16 protein-coding genes and 3 pseudogenes are annotated in these 13,519 nt (G+C 59.9%); 7 read left to right on the forward strand and 12 right to left on the reverse strand.

Annotation, left to right across the window (positions count from 1 at the left end; genetic code table 11):
- Nucleotides 1-64 precede the first annotated feature (64 nt).
- Entirely contained in the window at nucleotides 65-1,483 is a 1,419-nt protein-coding gene (locus AC1TXO_RS16570; protein WP_486402759.1) for a GGDEF domain-containing protein, read from the forward strand.
- A 171-nt stretch (nucleotides 1,484-1,654) separates the two neighbouring features.
- Here AC1TXO_RS16570 and AC1TXO_RS16575 read toward each other — a convergent pair whose 3' ends face one another.
- The 4 genes from AC1TXO_RS16575 to AC1TXO_RS16590 all read right to left on the reverse strand — a co-directional run bounded on the left by AC1TXO_RS16575 (nucleotide 1,655) and on the right by AC1TXO_RS16590 (nucleotide 3,230).
- Nucleotides 1,655-1,849, reverse strand: coding sequence for a hypothetical protein (locus AC1TXO_RS16575; protein ID WP_486402760.1), 195 nt, complete (start codon nucleotides 1,847-1,849; stop codon nucleotides 1,655-1,657).
- A 221-nt stretch (nucleotides 1,850-2,070) separates the two neighbouring features.
- The gene (locus AC1TXO_RS16580; RefSeq protein WP_486402761.1) at nucleotides 2,071-2,229 is read right to left on the reverse strand and encodes a hypothetical protein; all 159 of its coding nucleotides are present in this window, start codon (nucleotides 2,227-2,229) and stop codon (nucleotides 2,071-2,073) included.
- A gap of 122 nt (nucleotides 2,230-2,351) precedes the next feature.
- Nucleotides 2,352-2,705, reverse strand: coding sequence for an SH3 domain-containing protein (locus AC1TXO_RS16585; RefSeq protein WP_486402762.1), 354 nt, complete (start codon nucleotides 2,703-2,705; stop codon nucleotides 2,352-2,354).
- Nucleotides 2,706-2,738: 33 nt separating this feature from the next.
- Nucleotides 2,739-3,230, reverse strand: a complete 492-nt coding sequence (locus AC1TXO_RS16590; protein ID WP_486402763.1) for a GNAT family N-acetyltransferase — start codon at nucleotides 3,228-3,230, stop codon at nucleotides 2,739-2,741.
- 249 nt (nucleotides 3,231-3,479) lie between these two features.
- On the opposite strand from AC1TXO_RS16590, the gene AC1TXO_RS16595 reads away from it, so the two are divergent.
- Nucleotides 3,480-4,517: an alpha/beta fold hydrolase gene (locus tag AC1TXO_RS16595; protein ID WP_486402764.1), complete on the forward strand. Its 1,038-nt coding sequence runs from the start codon at nucleotides 3,480-3,482 to the stop codon at nucleotides 4,515-4,517.
- A gap of 80 nt (nucleotides 4,518-4,597) precedes the next feature.
- On the opposite strand, the gene AC1TXO_RS16600 is transcribed toward AC1TXO_RS16595, so the two are convergent.
- From AC1TXO_RS16600 to AC1TXO_RS16610, 3 genes are read right to left on the reverse strand one after another with little or no spacing between them, the layout of a single operon-like run.
- Nucleotides 4,598-5,506, reverse strand: coding sequence for an NAD-dependent epimerase/dehydratase family protein (locus tag AC1TXO_RS16600; RefSeq protein WP_486402765.1), 909 nt, complete (start codon nucleotides 5,504-5,506; stop codon nucleotides 4,598-4,600).
- Entirely contained in the window at nucleotides 5,503-5,964 is a 462-nt protein-coding gene (locus AC1TXO_RS16605) for a carboxymuconolactone decarboxylase family protein (RefSeq protein WP_486402766.1), read from the reverse strand. Before AC1TXO_RS16605 ends, AC1TXO_RS16600 begins: the two co-directional genes overlap by 4 nt.
- Before the next feature lies 1 nt (nucleotide 5,965).
- Nucleotides 5,966-6,397, reverse strand: coding sequence for a cupin domain-containing protein (locus tag AC1TXO_RS16610; RefSeq protein WP_486402767.1), 432 nt, complete (start codon nucleotides 6,395-6,397; stop codon nucleotides 5,966-5,968).
- Between the two features lie 109 nt (nucleotides 6,398-6,506).
- On the opposite strand from AC1TXO_RS16610, the gene pdxR reads away from it, so the two are divergent.
- Entirely contained in the window at nucleotides 6,507-7,916 is a 1,410-nt protein-coding gene (gene pdxR, locus AC1TXO_RS16615; RefSeq protein WP_486402768.1) for a MocR-like pyridoxine biosynthesis transcription factor PdxR, read from the forward strand.
- 27 nt (nucleotides 7,917-7,943) lie between these two features.
- On the opposite strand, the gene arfB is transcribed toward pdxR, so the two are convergent.
- Nucleotides 7,944-8,357, reverse strand: a complete 414-nt coding sequence (gene arfB, locus AC1TXO_RS16620; RefSeq protein ID WP_486402769.1) for an alternative ribosome rescue aminoacyl-tRNA hydrolase ArfB — start codon at nucleotides 8,355-8,357, stop codon at nucleotides 7,944-7,946.
- Between the two features lie 265 nt (nucleotides 8,358-8,622).
- On the opposite strand from arfB, the gene AC1TXO_RS16625 reads away from it, so the two are divergent.
- Nucleotides 8,623-9,051: an RDD family protein gene (locus AC1TXO_RS16625; RefSeq protein ID WP_486402770.1), complete on the forward strand. Its 429-nt coding sequence runs from the start codon at nucleotides 8,623-8,625 to the stop codon at nucleotides 9,049-9,051.
- Nucleotides 9,052-9,404: 353 nt separating this feature from the next.
- Here AC1TXO_RS16625 and AC1TXO_RS16630 read toward each other — a convergent pair whose 3' ends face one another.
- The gene (locus AC1TXO_RS16630; RefSeq protein WP_486402771.1) at nucleotides 9,405-10,529 is read right to left on the reverse strand and encodes an acyltransferase family protein; all 1,125 of its coding nucleotides are present in this window, start codon (nucleotides 10,527-10,529) and stop codon (nucleotides 9,405-9,407) included.
- 308 nt (nucleotides 10,530-10,837) lie between these two features.
- Between AC1TXO_RS16630 and AC1TXO_RS16635 the strand changes: the two are divergent.
- Nucleotides 10,838-11,432, forward strand: a pseudogene (locus AC1TXO_RS16635) (IS66 family transposase); the annotation flags it as partial.
- Here AC1TXO_RS16635 and AC1TXO_RS16640 read toward each other — a convergent pair.
- From AC1TXO_RS16640 to AC1TXO_RS16650, 3 genes and pseudogenes are all read right to left on the reverse strand, one after another.
- Nucleotides 11,413-11,862, reverse strand: a complete 450-nt coding sequence (locus AC1TXO_RS16640; RefSeq protein ID WP_486402772.1) for a GNAT family N-acetyltransferase — start codon at nucleotides 11,860-11,862, stop codon at nucleotides 11,413-11,415. The pseudogene AC1TXO_RS16635 and the gene AC1TXO_RS16640 overlap by 20 nt on opposite strands.
- Before the next feature lie 88 nt (nucleotides 11,863-11,950).
- A pseudogene (locus tag AC1TXO_RS16645) lies at nucleotides 11,951-12,091 on the reverse strand (transposase domain-containing protein); the annotation flags it as partial.
- 406 nt (nucleotides 12,092-12,497) lie between these two features.
- On the reverse strand, nucleotides 12,498-12,902 hold the full coding sequence (locus tag AC1TXO_RS16650; protein WP_486402773.1) for a GNAT family N-acetyltransferase: 405 nt from the start codon (nucleotides 12,900-12,902) through the stop codon (nucleotides 12,498-12,500).
- A 260-nt stretch (nucleotides 12,903-13,162) separates the two neighbouring features.
- On the opposite strand from AC1TXO_RS16650, the pseudogene AC1TXO_RS16655 reads away from it, so the two are divergent.
- Both AC1TXO_RS16655 and AC1TXO_RS16660 read left to right on the forward strand, forming a co-directional pair.
- A pseudogene (locus AC1TXO_RS16655) lies at nucleotides 13,163-13,273 on the forward strand (transposase domain-containing protein); the annotation flags it as partial.
- A 39-nt stretch (nucleotides 13,274-13,312) separates the two neighbouring features.
- Complete coding sequence (locus tag AC1TXO_RS16660) at nucleotides 13,313-13,474, forward strand: hypothetical protein (protein ID WP_486402774.1); 162 nt, start codon at nucleotides 13,313-13,315, stop codon at nucleotides 13,472-13,474.
- The last annotated feature ends 45 nt before the right edge of the window (nucleotides 13,475-13,519 follow it).

Here is a 13,519-nt window from a genome sequence, read left to right on the forward strand (position 1 = left end):
TGAACCACACTTGGGTGCATCTGTCCCAGGTGTTCGCTGCAGTCGTCCTGGATTACCCTCTCGCTTGTCGGTCGAGCCCATGGTGTTTCCAGCCCAGTCGCGCCTGATCCCTCCATTGATCCTGTTTGGCCTGACCTTCGCCTTGACCCTTGGCGGCATTCTGGCCAGGCCGATCGAATCCCTTTCGCTGTTCTGGCCGGTCAATGCGGTGCTGGCCGGAGTATTGCTGCGCCATCCCCGCCAGGGCAGCCTGGCGGGCGTCGTGCTGATGTACGTGGCGATGGTCGCGGCCGATCTTGCCTGTGGCAGCCAATGGCGACCGGCGCTGTGGTTCAACCTGTGCAACGTCGGCGCGATCGTCACCATCTGGCGCCTGCTCGCGCACCTGCCGCGCTCGCACCGCAGGCTGCGCACACCGCACGGCGTGCTGCGCATGTTCGCCGCCTGCGCCGCAGGTGCGGTGGTGGCGGCAAGCCTGGCCTGCGTAATGGCCGCACCCTGGTTCGATCAATCGCTGCGCGCCACCTGGCTGGCCTGGTTCAGCGAGCAGTTCTCCACCAGCGTGCTGGTGCTGCCGATCCTGCTTACCGCACCATCGCTGCCGGCCCTGCTGCGCAGTGGTGGCCAGCCCATTCACCTGGCGCCGCTGCTGGTGCTGCTGGCATCCCTGGTAGTGAGCATCGGCTTCGGTGGCCCCGGCGCGATCGCGTTTCCCATCTCGGCCTTGCTGTGGTGCGCGCTCAGTTACTCGCCGTTCCTGCTTTCGCTGCTGGCGCTGACTGCCGGCAGCACCTTGATCGTCGCCGTGGCGCAGAACCTGATGCACTTCAGCGTGCCGCAGAGCGAGCCCGGGGTCACCGCGCTGATGTCGGCTCGCCTGGGCATTGCCATGCTGGTGCTAGGGCCGTTGGTGGTGGCCTGCGTCAGCAGTGCCAATCGCGCCTTGCTGGCGCGCCTGGCGCATCAGGCAACCATCGACCACCTGACCGGCGCCCTGAACCGCAGCGCCTTCACGCGCCAGGCCACGGCCCTGTTGAACGCACGGGGGCAGCAGGCCCAGCCGTTGCCGTTGACCCTGATGATGCTCGACATCGATCATTTCAAGGCGATCAACGACCGTCATGGTCATGCCGTGGGCGACCAGGTCCTGCGCCAGTGCGCGCGGGTGCTGCAGGAGCAGTTGCATGACGGCGAGCTGTTCGCCCGCCTCGGTGGCGAGGAGTTCGTCATCGTGGTGCCGGGGCTGGCACCTGAACAGGCCAGCTTCGCTGCCGAGCGCCTGCGCCGCGCCGTGCAGGACCTGCGCGTACTGCACCAGGACGTGGCGCTGCAGATCACCGTGAGCATCGGCGTCAGCGGCCACGGCGACCAGCACACGGCGCCGACCCTGGATGCCTTGCTCGCCGACGCCGACCAGGCGTTGTATCGGGCCAAGGCCCACGGCCGCAACCGCGTGGAGCAGGCGCTGCGACAGGTGATTTGAGCCGCGCGGCGAGCGCTCTGTCAGCGCCGCACACCACTGCCCAGGGTAAGCGGCACCACTGTACAAATTCTGCTCAATCTGACAAAGCCCGCTTTCCGTCTGGCTTGTAGCGTTTTATCCACAGACCTACCCACGTTTTTTGTGGACAGAATTCCGAGGCCGAATAACGACTTATCGCACACTCGACAGTGCCGCATTCGCCAGCTTTACCAATTCGATCCACTCACCAACGTTGATCGCCCCGGCTTGCTCAAGCTGTTCGGCAAACGCGAGCGCCTGCTCGTAGTCCTGTTCGCTGGCGATGCCTGCACCGACAAATCTTTCCCGCCACTCCAGCATCGCTGCAGTGCCCTTCTTGCTATCCATGTGCGACTCCGAGACAGGAGGGGCTACTGTGAAGCCCCGGAATTTCATGGCCTCCTGGGTCAGGAGGCCTGAAACGGCCGCGGGAGATTACACGAGCGATTCGCATATGAGAATAAATACCAACCGAGCACCAGCAGAAGCCGATGGAAGGCATGCGCGGCAGCAACGCTTCGAGCCCGTCTCAGGCAGAGACAGGCTCGGAAGAAGGTGGACGGGACGTTTCAACCCGGCGGGATGGTACCCAGCAAGCCGATCAGGATCGTCAGCATCAGGAAACCACCCAGGAACAGCGCAAGCTTGCCCATTTGAACCTCGACAAAGTGGGGACTGGAGGCGGAGCTGCCCGCAAGGGATGCGGTGCAGCCCTGCTCGCCCGGCACATACCGCTTCGTACGGCTGGGCTTGGTGGGTATTGTCGCGTCTGGGCTGATACGGTTACAGATTCAGGTTTGTGGAAAAAAAGCATATCAGATGAACTGCGAGCGACTCCGGGTGCACTGAATCAGCCCAGCCGACGCAGCTTCTCCTGCGGCAACCAGCCCAGCTCGCCGTTGCGCTCGCGCCTGCACCAGAGCCAGCCATTCAACGGCCGCAAACCGATCATCACCTGACCCGGATCGGCATCGAGTTCATGGGCCGAATACGGTTCCAGCGCCCTGCCCCGGCCCACCCCCAGGCACTCGATCAGTTGCGCGGGAACCCAGCCAGGCTCCTGCCCGTCACAACTGCACAGATACCAGTCCTGCCAGTCCTCCTCACCCTCATAGCGCTGCCCGATCTGCAGCAACGCGCCGCGGGCGAAGCGGATCGGCTGTGGATACTCACTGCGATGACTTTCGATCACTACATATTTCACAAGCCGCTCCCTGGCCAGACACACAAAGGGGGTTCAGAGCTCCATGACCATTTCATGCCAGGCCATGCCACCGTGATCGGAACTGGACGGTTTGACGTACCGGTAGCCCATCTTCTCGTACAAGCCCACATGCCTGTCCTTGCACATCAGGTGGATGGTCGCCTTGCCAGCGGCACGCATCTGCTCGACGAAGCGGGTCATCAGTTGCCGCGCCAGACCAAGCCCCTGAAACACCGGGTCGACCACCACCGACATGATCACCACGTTCGGCGCCTGAGCATCATGACCTACCAGTTCCTTGAACGCCTCGTCCGACATCACCACCTCATGGGCACAGCCACTGTTGATGAAACCGACCACCTGACCGTCCAGCTCCAGGATCAGGAAGCCTTCAGGGTACTGGTCGATGCGCGTGGCGATCTTTTCCCGCGTGGCTGCCTCGTCGCCCTCGTAGGCGGTGGTTTCGATGTAATAGCAACGATCCACATCCGACGATGTGGCGGGGCGAAAGACTGGCGTGCTCATGGGCTGGATCCGTGATTCGAGGGTCAAAGGACGACATCCTAACCGCAGCGGCGCCGTCGCGCACCGGCCCAGGCCGCACACCGAGCTTAAGCCGGCATTATCAGGGCCCACACCTTTGTAAGTTCATGTACCAGGGTGTGCTGTAGATACACCGGGAAACCTCGACAGCGCTCGCCGGACACATACGCGATACACCGCAGGATTCTACTGGCGCCATCACCCACCCATGGCCCAGCCAAGGAACTGTCCATGTCCAGCAGCCACCCGCGTCGCTTCCGTTATCCCGCCCTGCTCGCCGCCGCCCTGGTTCCGCTGAGCCTCGTCGCCAGCGGCGCAGCCCAGGCGGCCGACATCACGCCCGACACGCCAAAGGCGCAGGCCAGCCACGACAGCTTCGGTCCGCTCAAGCACATCAAGGCCGGCGTACTGGACGTCGCCTACGTCGAACAGGGCCCCGTCGACGGTCCGGTGGTCATCCTGCTGCATGGGTGGCCGTACGATATTCACAGTTTCGAAAACGTGGCGCCGCTGCTTGCCGCCAAGGGCTATCGCGTCCTGGTGCCCTATGTCCGCGGTTATGGCGACACGCGCTTTCTCTCCGACAAGACCCCACGCAACGCCCAACCTTCGGCCCTGGCCAGCGACGTGATCGCCTTCATGGATGCCCTGGACGTGCACAAGGCCGTACTCGCCGGCTTCGACTGGGGTGCGCGGACCGCCGACATCGTTTCGGCCCTGTGGCCGGAGCGGGTCAAGGCACTGGTGTCGGTCAGCGGCTACCTGATCAGCAGCCAGGAAGCCGCCAAGGCGCCGCTGCCACCGAGCGCCGAACTGCAGTGGTGGTACCAGTTCTACTTCGCCACCGAGCGCGGCCGCGCCGGGTACGAGAAGAACCGGCACGATTTCGCCAAGCTGATCTGGCAGCTCGCCTCGCCCAAGTGGGCATTCGACGACGCCACCTTCGAGCGCAGCGCCAAGGCCCTGGACAACCCCGACCAGGTGGCGATCACCATCAACAACTACCGCTGGCGCCTGGGCCTGGCGCAGGGCGAAACCCAGTACGACCCGCTGGAAGCCAGGCTGGCGCAGTTTCCTGCGATCACGGTGCCGACCATCACCCTGGAAGGCGACGCCAACGGTGCGCCGCATCCGCCGGCCGAGGCGTATCGGCAGCGCTTCACCGGACACTACGAGCACCGCGTACTGACCGGCGGCATCGGCCACAACCCGCCACAGGAAGCGCCTGCGGCATTTGCCCAGGCAGTGGTGGACGTGGATCGGATGTGACGCAACCCCGGCAGCATGGCAATGCTGCCGGGGCTTGGGGGCCGCGTCGAGGTTCGAGTCAGCGCAAGGACCGCGGGCGGTCAGTCACGCCACAGCAGCCGGCGTGGCTGCCAGCCGAGCAAGGCCTTGGCACGGGCGTTCGAGGCGCCGCGGATCGCCGCATGGTAGAACAGCGCTTCTTCACCGAACTGCTCACGTGCCTGCCCGACCGTGAGCGACCCTGGCGCATCGGCCCCGACCCAGCGGTTGAACGCCGGTAGCCACTGACACACCGGCAATGGATCGTCATCGACCACATTGTAGATGCCGCCTTCGCTGTTTAGCGCAGCCAGCGTTGCCGCCACCGCATCGTCCAGATGCACGAACGACCAGACCCCATTGCCCGCGCCAATGATGGTCGACTCGCCTCTTCGCGCCTGTTCGGCAATTGCCCCCGTGGGGTGGTACCAGGTGCCCGGACCGTAGAAAAACCCATAGCGCAGCACAACACCGGTCATCTGCGGCGAGGCCAGCACCTGGTCCTCATAACGCTGGAACACCCGGGCACTTTCCCCGACCACGCCCGGCGCCTCGACACACAAGGACGCCTGCTCATCGGCCAGTTCGCCCTCGGGCGCTGCCAGGTAGAAGCCACGGGACTGGATGATGTAGCGCGACACGCCATGGGCCTGGGCTGCCGCCAGCAGGTTGGCACCACCGACCTCGTGCAGCCGGGTATCCCTGGGCATGTACTCGATGAGCAACGCAGGATCGGCGGGAAGCAGCGTCAACTGGTCGATGACCACATCGGGCGCGGTATCGCGAACGACATCGAGCATCGCCTGGGCATCGAACACATCCGCGACGACCGGCCTGGCACCGATCCCGCGCAAGGTTTCGACACCGGCACCGGCACGGGTAATCCCCGTCACTTCATGACCCGCCGTGCACAGTGCCCGAACCAGTGGCACGCCCATCGCGCCGGTGGCGCCGGCAATCAGTATCTTCATCGCTCGAGCGCCTCGACCGCCTTGGGTGTGTTGCGGAAACTGATGGCCATGCGGTTGTAGGCGTTCATCAGGCTGATGGCGATCGTCAGGTCGATCAGCTCGCGCTCTTCGAACACGGCACGGGCGGCCGCATAGGCGTCGTCCGGCACCCCCGTCCGGGCCACGCAGGTGACCTGCTCGGCCCACGCAAGTGCCGCGCGCTCGCGGGCATCGAACAGATTGCCGCCTTCGGCCCATGCCTGGACGAGCGCAATCTTCTCGATCTTCTGACCCTTGCTGATCAGGTCACGGGTGTGCATGTCCAGGCAGTAGGCGCAGTTGTTGATCTGCGACACCCGCAGGTACACCAGTTCCACCAGGGTCGCATCCAGGCCGCTCTGCATGACGTAGGCGTAGACCCCGCCCAAGGCCTTGGCACCACCCGGCGCCAGTTGGTTGTAGTCGAGTCGGTTGCTCATGTCAGTGCTCCGCTGCAGGTTTGACGGGTGTGGTGAGGGTCTTGTCGTCGCTGTCGACAATGAATACCGCCAGCAGCTTCGCCGGCTCGGTCTTGCTCGCATTACGGCTCACGACATGGCGTGCGCCAGGGTTTTCGAACCAGTTTTCACCGGCCTTGAACACCTGGACGGGCCCGTCATCGACCTGCGACTCGATGGCACCCGACACGACATAGGCGTAGATGAAGGCCGAGCCGGCATGGACGTGCGACGGCGACTGGGCACCCGGCGCGTACTCCACTTCGACGGCAACCAGCGATTTGCCGGGGATGTTGGGAATGACGTGTTCGAAATTAGGCTTCACCACCTCACCGGAACCGTGCGCGTGGGCTGACAGGGAAGCCCCCAGCAACACGCCGGATACCAGGGTGGCCATGAGCGAAAGACGCTTCATCGAGATGTCCTCGTGGAATGAATGACCCGGTCAGTTTCAGGTCTTTCTGGTACATTAAAAAGAACCAAAAACCGAATTGTTTCTTGTACCACTACAAGGTCCGTCAGCCATGCCGCTCAACCTCAGCATCGACCGCACAGTGAAGACATCGCTGACCGAGCAGATCCGCGCCAGCATCGCTGCCGCCATCGAATCAGGCGTGCTCGCCCCTGGCGCCCGCCTGCCGTCGTGGCTGGACCTTGCCGCTCAGCTGGGGGTTTCGCGCGGCACCGTGCGGGCCGCCTACGAACTGCTGGTGGACGCGCAACTGGCCGTCGCCTCCCGCGCAGACGGCACCCGCGTCTGCGACCGGCCGGCACTTGCGCCGCGAGAAGAGTCGCCTGCACGCGAGACCGGCTTCATGGAGCTCTACTGCGAGTTCACCGCCGGCCCGGCCATCTTCCAGCTCGGCGTCCCCTCTCATGAAAGCCTGCCAGCCAGGCTGTTCAGCCAGATCCGCTCGCACGCGATGCGTGCGCAGATGCGCGGCTCGATCCAGTACCCTGACCCGCGCGGGGAACTGGAGCTGCGCCGGGTGGTGGCCGCCTACGTGGCGCTCGCCCGCGGGATCGAGTGCCTGCCCTCCCAGGTAATCATCACCAGTGGCTTTGCCGGCGGGCTCGGCCTGCTTCTGCAGGGGCTGGGCCTCAGCGGTCGCAAGGCCTGGGTCGAGGATCCGGGTTTTCCGTTCTCCCGGCGCGCACTGGAACTTGGCGGGTTGCCCCCCGTCGCCGTACCGGTCGATGCCTACGGCCTGGACGTCGAACAAGGCCGACGCCTGGCACCGGATGCCGCCGTGGCCGTGGTCACCCCAGGCCAACAGGCACCACTGGGCGTCACCCTTTCACTGCCCAGGCGCCTGGCCCTGCTCGACTGGGCGGTGCACAACGATGCCTGGATCATCGAGGACGACTACCTCAGCGAACTGCAGCTCGAATCCAGGGCCGCACCGGCACTCGCCTCGCTGGACCGTCATGGTCGCGTTGTGCACATCGGCTCTTTCAGCAAGACCATCAGCCCAGCCCTGCGCCTGGGCTTTCTCATCGCCCCGACCACGCTCGCACCAAGGCTGGGCGAAGTGGCCGCCTGCCTGAGCCCTGCACCCGCACCCGCGGTGCAGTTGGCTGCAGCGGAGTTCATGCAGCAGGGCCACTACCTTCGCCACCTGCGCAGGGCCAAGCGCCTGTACCGCAGCCAGCGTGACGAACTGCTCGCCACCCTGAAAAAACGCCAGTGGAGCGCCGACATCGCCACAGCAGGGCTGGCTGTGCTGCTGCGCTTGCCGCCCGGCACACCGGACGTGGCCATCGCCAGGGAGGCCTCGATGTTCGGCATGTCACCGGGGGCATTGTCCACCTGGTACCTGGACCAGGCACGGGCCAGGAGCGGGATCATGCTGGGCATTACCACCAGCGCCGGACGCGAGCTGGAGCGCTGCTGTGATCGGCTTGGGGAGATCGTGGGGCGGTTTGTGAGGTAGAGACTTCGGGTCGGGGAATGCGTTTACCTAGAACTCCACCTTTCCCCGCCCCGCCTTGACGGTGCTGCGCCTGGCTTTGCCTTCAAGGCGACGGGTCTTCGAGCCGAGGGTCGGTTTGGTGGGACGGCGTTTCTTCTCGGTCTTCCCGGCAGTGATGATCAACTCGGCAAGACGCGTCAGTGCATCAGCGCGATTCTGCTCCTGGGTGCGATACTGCTGGGCCTTGATGATCAGCACGCCGTCGCCGGTGATGCGGCTGTCGCGCAGCGCAAGCAAGCGCTCCTTGTAAAAGGCGGGCAACGACGAGGCCGAAATGTCGAAGCGCAGGTGCACGGCGCTGGAGACTTTGTTGACATTCTGCCCACCCGCGCCTTGTGCGCGGATGTAGCTCAGTTCGATTTCGGCATCCGGCAGATGCACGGTGTTGGAGATGGTCAGCATGGTATGGCCCCTGTCGTTACCGCCATTATCACAGGCTCCGCCGCGCTCCCATAGCTGTTCGTGGCTACTGACGAACGCGCGGTTGCCAGGCACTGCATGACAAGCCTTGATGCAGGGATGATGCGCGTTGAAAATAACGAGGTGCACCACGCATGGTCGCAGTGCCCATTTACAACCCGTAAAGCCGGGCGTGAGCCCGCCACATGCCAATCTCGAACCGCCCCAATCAAGGTCAGGCTCGAGTCAACACTGCACGGAGCACCCGATGGAAGTCTCAAGGACATCGCTTCTGATGAAACGCTCAGGGGCATACATCATCGACTACGGAGCAATCGTACTGCTCGGCCTGTGGCTTGCCGGTCAGGAGAACCTTTACTTCGCAGGGTTTGAGCTGGTCTTCGTCTACCTGCTCCTGTACCCCCTGTGCGAGTGGCTTTTCAAAGGCAGAACACCAGGAAAGTACATCTTCGGGCTTACCGTCATCAACGGAGCAGGCGGGCCGCCCTCGCTGATTCAAACCCTGATCCGAGGGTTCACGAGGCTTGTCGAGGGGCCGCTGGGGATCGTGACCCTTTTCATCTTCACGCAATCCGCCCGGTGCCAGAGGGTCGGGGACATGCTTTCCAGAACCTATGTCATACCGACCAGGGACCTCGCCGAGCTCCGCGTCAGGATGCAGGCCATCGGCCAATGAGCTGCCGCTAGCCCGAAGCCGGGCCTCGCGCCGGGGTATTTACTTCGCGCCGGGAGGCCAGCAGCGCGGCGGCTAAAGGGTGAAGGCGGGACTTTCATGCCTTCAGAAACGCAAGCGGCTGCGGGGTAAAGTCCGTCAAGCTCAACCCTCGCAGCGTCAGCCAGGTTGAGTTTATCCTAACCATTCACGAATGACTTTCGCACTATAGAGGAATGCACGACGTCACCGCAGCGCTCAACATGCCAACTTTCTGGCGAGCCCGGTGTTGAAAATTGGCTCGCGAGCTCTTTGAGGTGATTATTTACAGGGACATTTTGGTTGACGCCGCCGCGCAATTACCACGTTTGAGGTGCCTACGGATTATTGTGCTCACGGTGAAACGCTATCCACCGCAACGAGGGATTCTCAACCCACAAATGGACACATAGAGCAACAATGTAAGCCGCAACAGTTGCCACACCTATAGAAAAATAAACACCAAACCCATTCTTCAGCAGCGCATAAATAATAACATAGCCAAGCATCGAGTGAACGACATAAAGAGGATAACTAATACTGGATAAATGCAAAGTAAGTCGACCAACACCAAACCACGCCCTAAAAGTAAAGCACCCATAAAAAAAAGCAATTGCCAACAAATAAGCACCAAACCACTGAAAGGTACGATCGGTACGATTTGCAAAACCGAGCCAAAGAGCTGAAATCAAAATAGAAGAAATAAACTGCATTATCAGCAACTGCTTCTTAGACACACCCCCATTTAAATTAGAGTAATAAGATACCCCCAACAAAAGCAACAACCCACAGGCCACTTGCGCACCATTCAAGTTTCCATGCACTCTGAAAAATAACGCAGACAGGGCGAATATAACTACAGACAGCCCTGCATAGCGCTTGAAGTCTAATTCAAGCAGTCGAGTTCCCAGGATCGCCATGACGAGGTAAAAATAAATTTCGACTTCGAGAGTCCAGCTAACCCCATCGATTCTCGTGACACCCAAAGGCGCACGCGTGATTACGCCAAAATGGGCAAGAATATCCCCCATTGAAAACTTGTAGGGCACCCCTAGACATGCAGACAAAATATATAATGAAACCACGGAAATACAGAAGCCGACGATGTAGACGGGATATATACGTATAGCGCGCTTCTTCAGAAAGACTTTACTAGTGCCATTTTTCAAAGAAAACGGTATCACCAGCCCGCTAATGATAAAAAAAATGCCTACTCCCAGCTGCCCAATCAAAGTAGAATAATCAACAAATACAGAAAGCCCAACTGGCACCGAGGGGAAGTCTTCAAGTGGGGGCACACCCATTTCATCAGCAATATCCGAATGCATTACCCAAAATATTCCAGCATAGTGGGACACAACCACGAAAATGGCGGCCCACCCCCTCAGTGAGTTTGCAAATATTATTCTATCGCCGCCCATACTATCTATTTTCCCCAACAAAAAAACTGACCAGAAAAACATACTGCAACACTGATCAGCGCAGCATTATTGACTGCGACCTCATGGCGGAAGTCGCTCTTAAATCCTGCTATTTTCAGGGTCTCTTGCGCAACCATGCCCATTATGGTTACAGAGCCTGCACGTGATGAAATTCAAAAACCAATATCCATATTTTACAACCCCCCCACAAATCCTGAAACTTAATTCCGGATGACAAAAGCGATGAAACCTGCCTCTTTTTACCTTGATCGACATACATTAAAACTTTCATACAGACACGCCCGCCAATAAATTTAATTCAATTATTATTACCAACCAGTCTACTCTTACAGGCAAACTTTAAGCTTGGCTTTACGGAGATCGGCTGCAGACCCTGCGTGGTGCAAGGTCTTCGAATTGCATGCCATCAAGAAAACTCCGTTCACCGGGCAGGCATTGTACTACTTACGAAATCGAGAGCAAAGTCCGCTACCTGGAACCGGATTTGCGTCGCCGAATACGGCAAGAAAACGCCAAACCTGTGATGGACATGCCGAATTCCTGGAAGATCGCCCAAGGCGATCTTATGCCCGAAGGTTCGGCTATCAGCAGAGCACTTGATTAGAATCTGAACGCTCTGCCGCGCTGTCGCGCTACTTTGAGGACGGGGCCGTATCCATTGATAATAATTGGGCAGAGAACCAGATCCCGCCATGGGCTCTCGGACGCAAGAAATGGCTCTTTGCTGAGTCGCTAAATAGCAGAAAGCGAGCTGCGACGATTATGAGCTTGATCCAGTCGGCGCTTAACAATGGGCACGATCCATATGCCTATCTCAAAGATGTGCTGACATTGCTGCCGACGCAGCGGGGCAGTGGGATCACTGATTTATTGCCGCAGAACTGGGTAAATATTTGGGCTAATCCTACAGCCGCTTCTCCATGACGATGGTGCGCTCCGCCCCATGAAACTCGTCTCGGATTTTCTGATAGCCCAACGCGGCATAAAATCTTTCAGCTGTAATCGACGATGGCACACGTACAGCCCCAACTCCTGCGCTGGCAGCAGTTGTATGAATGACCTCCATCAAGTGCCGCCCGATACCGCATTTTTGATGAGCCGGGTCAACGAAAACACTTCTGACCACATGACCGTCGAGACCGGCAGTGCCAATAATGTTTTCGCCCAACAAGGCTACGAAGATCCTACGTTTCGTAAGCTGCGTGGTGATGGCTTCAGGAGAAAAACCCTGCTCAACCTGAGCGATCACTTCAGATGGATAGTCCTGTGAATTTGACTCACGCAGGGCGGCTATAACTACGCGGCTTATCGCTGCTGCATCTCTGCTCGTGGCGGGACGAACGTGGCATTCCATGCTGAGACCTCAACCCTGAAGGATTAGAGCGTAGCGCATCGCAATGCGTCTTTCCCGGTAAGCGACCGGCGAACTCACCTTGCGTAAGTCAGGCCAGCATCCACTGGTGCGGTAGCAACTGCCCTATTTCACTGGCCCGTTGTGTTGGCAGCCGCGTCAGCACATCTTTGAGGTAGGTATACGGGTCATGCCCATCCATGCGCACCGATTGGATCAAACTCATCACTGATGGGTGTCATAGGAGCCGTACAGGTACCCTGAGGATGTCTAGCGGGCTCACATCTAGAGCGTCCTTGCCTGGGCGGTTGGAAATCTGCCACCTCCAGCAGGAATGGCCAAAACCACCCGAGGGCACAGCCAAGCTCTACCCTGCCCTCGACCTTTCGCACTCCACCTTGAGCCGTTCCATTGCATCCGGCGCCATCGGCGCGGTCATCATGGAGTGGTAGGTCATGCATTCCTGGATTTCTTCGGCGGCCTTTGATGGTTCCAGCGACGAGCACCCAGCTATGCAGGCCATAGCTACGATTGCGAGCAGTGTCTTCATGTGATCACCCCTTTGAGAGAGCACGGTAAGGGAGCAGTGTCGCAACATGCAAAAAGCTCAGCACGAAGCGGGGCTCCTGAGTAAAGCATCAAATAGCGTAAGTGAAACTCGTTCCGCCGTAGTGTGCGGTCTCTGGCCGTCCCGCAAAGACTTTCTTCCAGAAGGCTTCTGCACCGGGTACAACCTCGATGCTCACATTTCGGACACCTTCTTCTTGCAGCATCCCGATCAGTTGCTGCATAGCGACAAAACCTATCCCCATGCGACGAAATCGGTCGAAGACCACGAGCGGGAAAATCTCATTGCCACCGGCTCTGAACGTACAAAATCCCGCATATTCCCCTCCATGCAAGATCACAAGCACTGTTTCGCCCAAGACATCAGATCCATTACGTACCGCCCGAATACTGTTGTTAGTGTCTTGCTGCAGTAGAGCTTGCAGACTCTCAATTTCTATTTCCGTAGCAGGCCGTAGCAACGTTCCGTTCATCATCTCAATGCTCCCAGCAAAAGATGGCACTTTAGCACCACCCATGAGAACCACGGCAATGCCCTGTCCACCCATCCACTCTGGACGGAAAGCCAGTACGCGGCCCGGACCTCGGTGTAGTAGCGTTGTGCCTCCCAACGAACCGCCCCGGTTCGTTCCGGAAAGCCCATGGAATGGGTGTCGATGACCTAGGAGGTCAACATGCGAAACAATTCTGTGCAAGATGCGCTGAACCACACCGACACCGCTTTAGGATCAAACTCATGAATGGGCATGATCCGTATGCCTATCTCAAGGATGTGCTGACGCGGCTGCCGACCCAACGAGCCAGTGAGATCGGGCAGTTGCTGCCGCATCAGTGGATGCCGACCTGACTACGCAAGATGAGCTGGGCGGACGCTAGGGAAGAGGTGGTGAAGGAAGCAGTCGCCGCGGGTGACCAGGTGCTGCCCGGCCGAATCAGCCAGTTCCAGTTCCTCGACATTCACCCGAAAGCAGCCTCGGAGATCACCGATGTCGATCACGCCAGCCTGCTGTTGGAGCCCTGGCGAAACCAACCAGGTAGCAAAGTGTAGTGGTCTACTAACCCCGGACACCCATTTAGGCGAGAATGCTCGCCA

The sequence above is a fragment of the Pseudomonas sp. FA117 genome (assembly GCF_057370475.1).

Bases quoted from the DNA above. Each gene is read 5' to 3' on its own strand.
- AC1TXO_RS16575 (WP_486402760.1), bottom strand. From the start codon at position 1,849: ATGGATAGCAAGAAGGGCACTGCAGCGATGCTGGAGTGGCGGGAAAGA.
- AC1TXO_RS16590 (WP_486402763.1), bottom strand. From the start codon at position 3,230: ATGAGCACGCCAGTCTTTCGCCCCGCCACATCGTCGGATGTGGATCGT.
- AC1TXO_RS16595 (WP_486402764.1), top strand. From the start codon at position 3,480: ATGTCCAGCAGCCACCCGCGTCGCTTCCGTTATCCCGCCCTGCTCGCC.
- AC1TXO_RS16600 (WP_486402765.1), bottom strand. From the start codon at position 5,506: ATGAAGATACTGATTGCCGGCGCCACCGGCGCGATGGGCGTGCCACTG.
- AC1TXO_RS16605 (WP_486402766.1), bottom strand. From the start codon at position 5,964: ATGAGCAACCGACTCGACTACAACCAACTGGCGCCGGGTGGTGCCAAG.
- AC1TXO_RS16610 (WP_486402767.1), bottom strand. From the start codon at position 6,397: ATGAAGCGTCTTTCGCTCATGGCCACCCTGGTATCCGGCGTGTTGCTG.
- pdxR (WP_486402768.1), top strand. From the start codon at position 6,507: ATGCCGCTCAACCTCAGCATCGACCGCACAGTGAAGACATCGCTGACC.
- arfB (WP_486402769.1), bottom strand. From the start codon at position 8,357: ATGCTGACCATCTCCAACACCGTGCATCTGCCGGATGCCGAAATCGAA.
- AC1TXO_RS16625 (WP_486402770.1), top strand. From the start codon at position 8,623: ATGGAAGTCTCAAGGACATCGCTTCTGATGAAACGCTCAGGGGCATAC.
- AC1TXO_RS16630 (WP_486402771.1), bottom strand. From the start codon at position 10,529: ATGTTTTTCTGGTCAGTTTTTTTGTTGGGGAAAATAGATAGTATGGGC.
- AC1TXO_RS16640 (WP_486402772.1), bottom strand. From the start codon at position 11,862: ATGGAATGCCACGTTCGTCCCGCCACGAGCAGAGATGCAGCAGCGATA.
- AC1TXO_RS16650 (WP_486402773.1), bottom strand. From the start codon at position 12,902: ATGATGAACGGAACGTTGCTACGGCCTGCTACGGAAATAGAAATTGAG.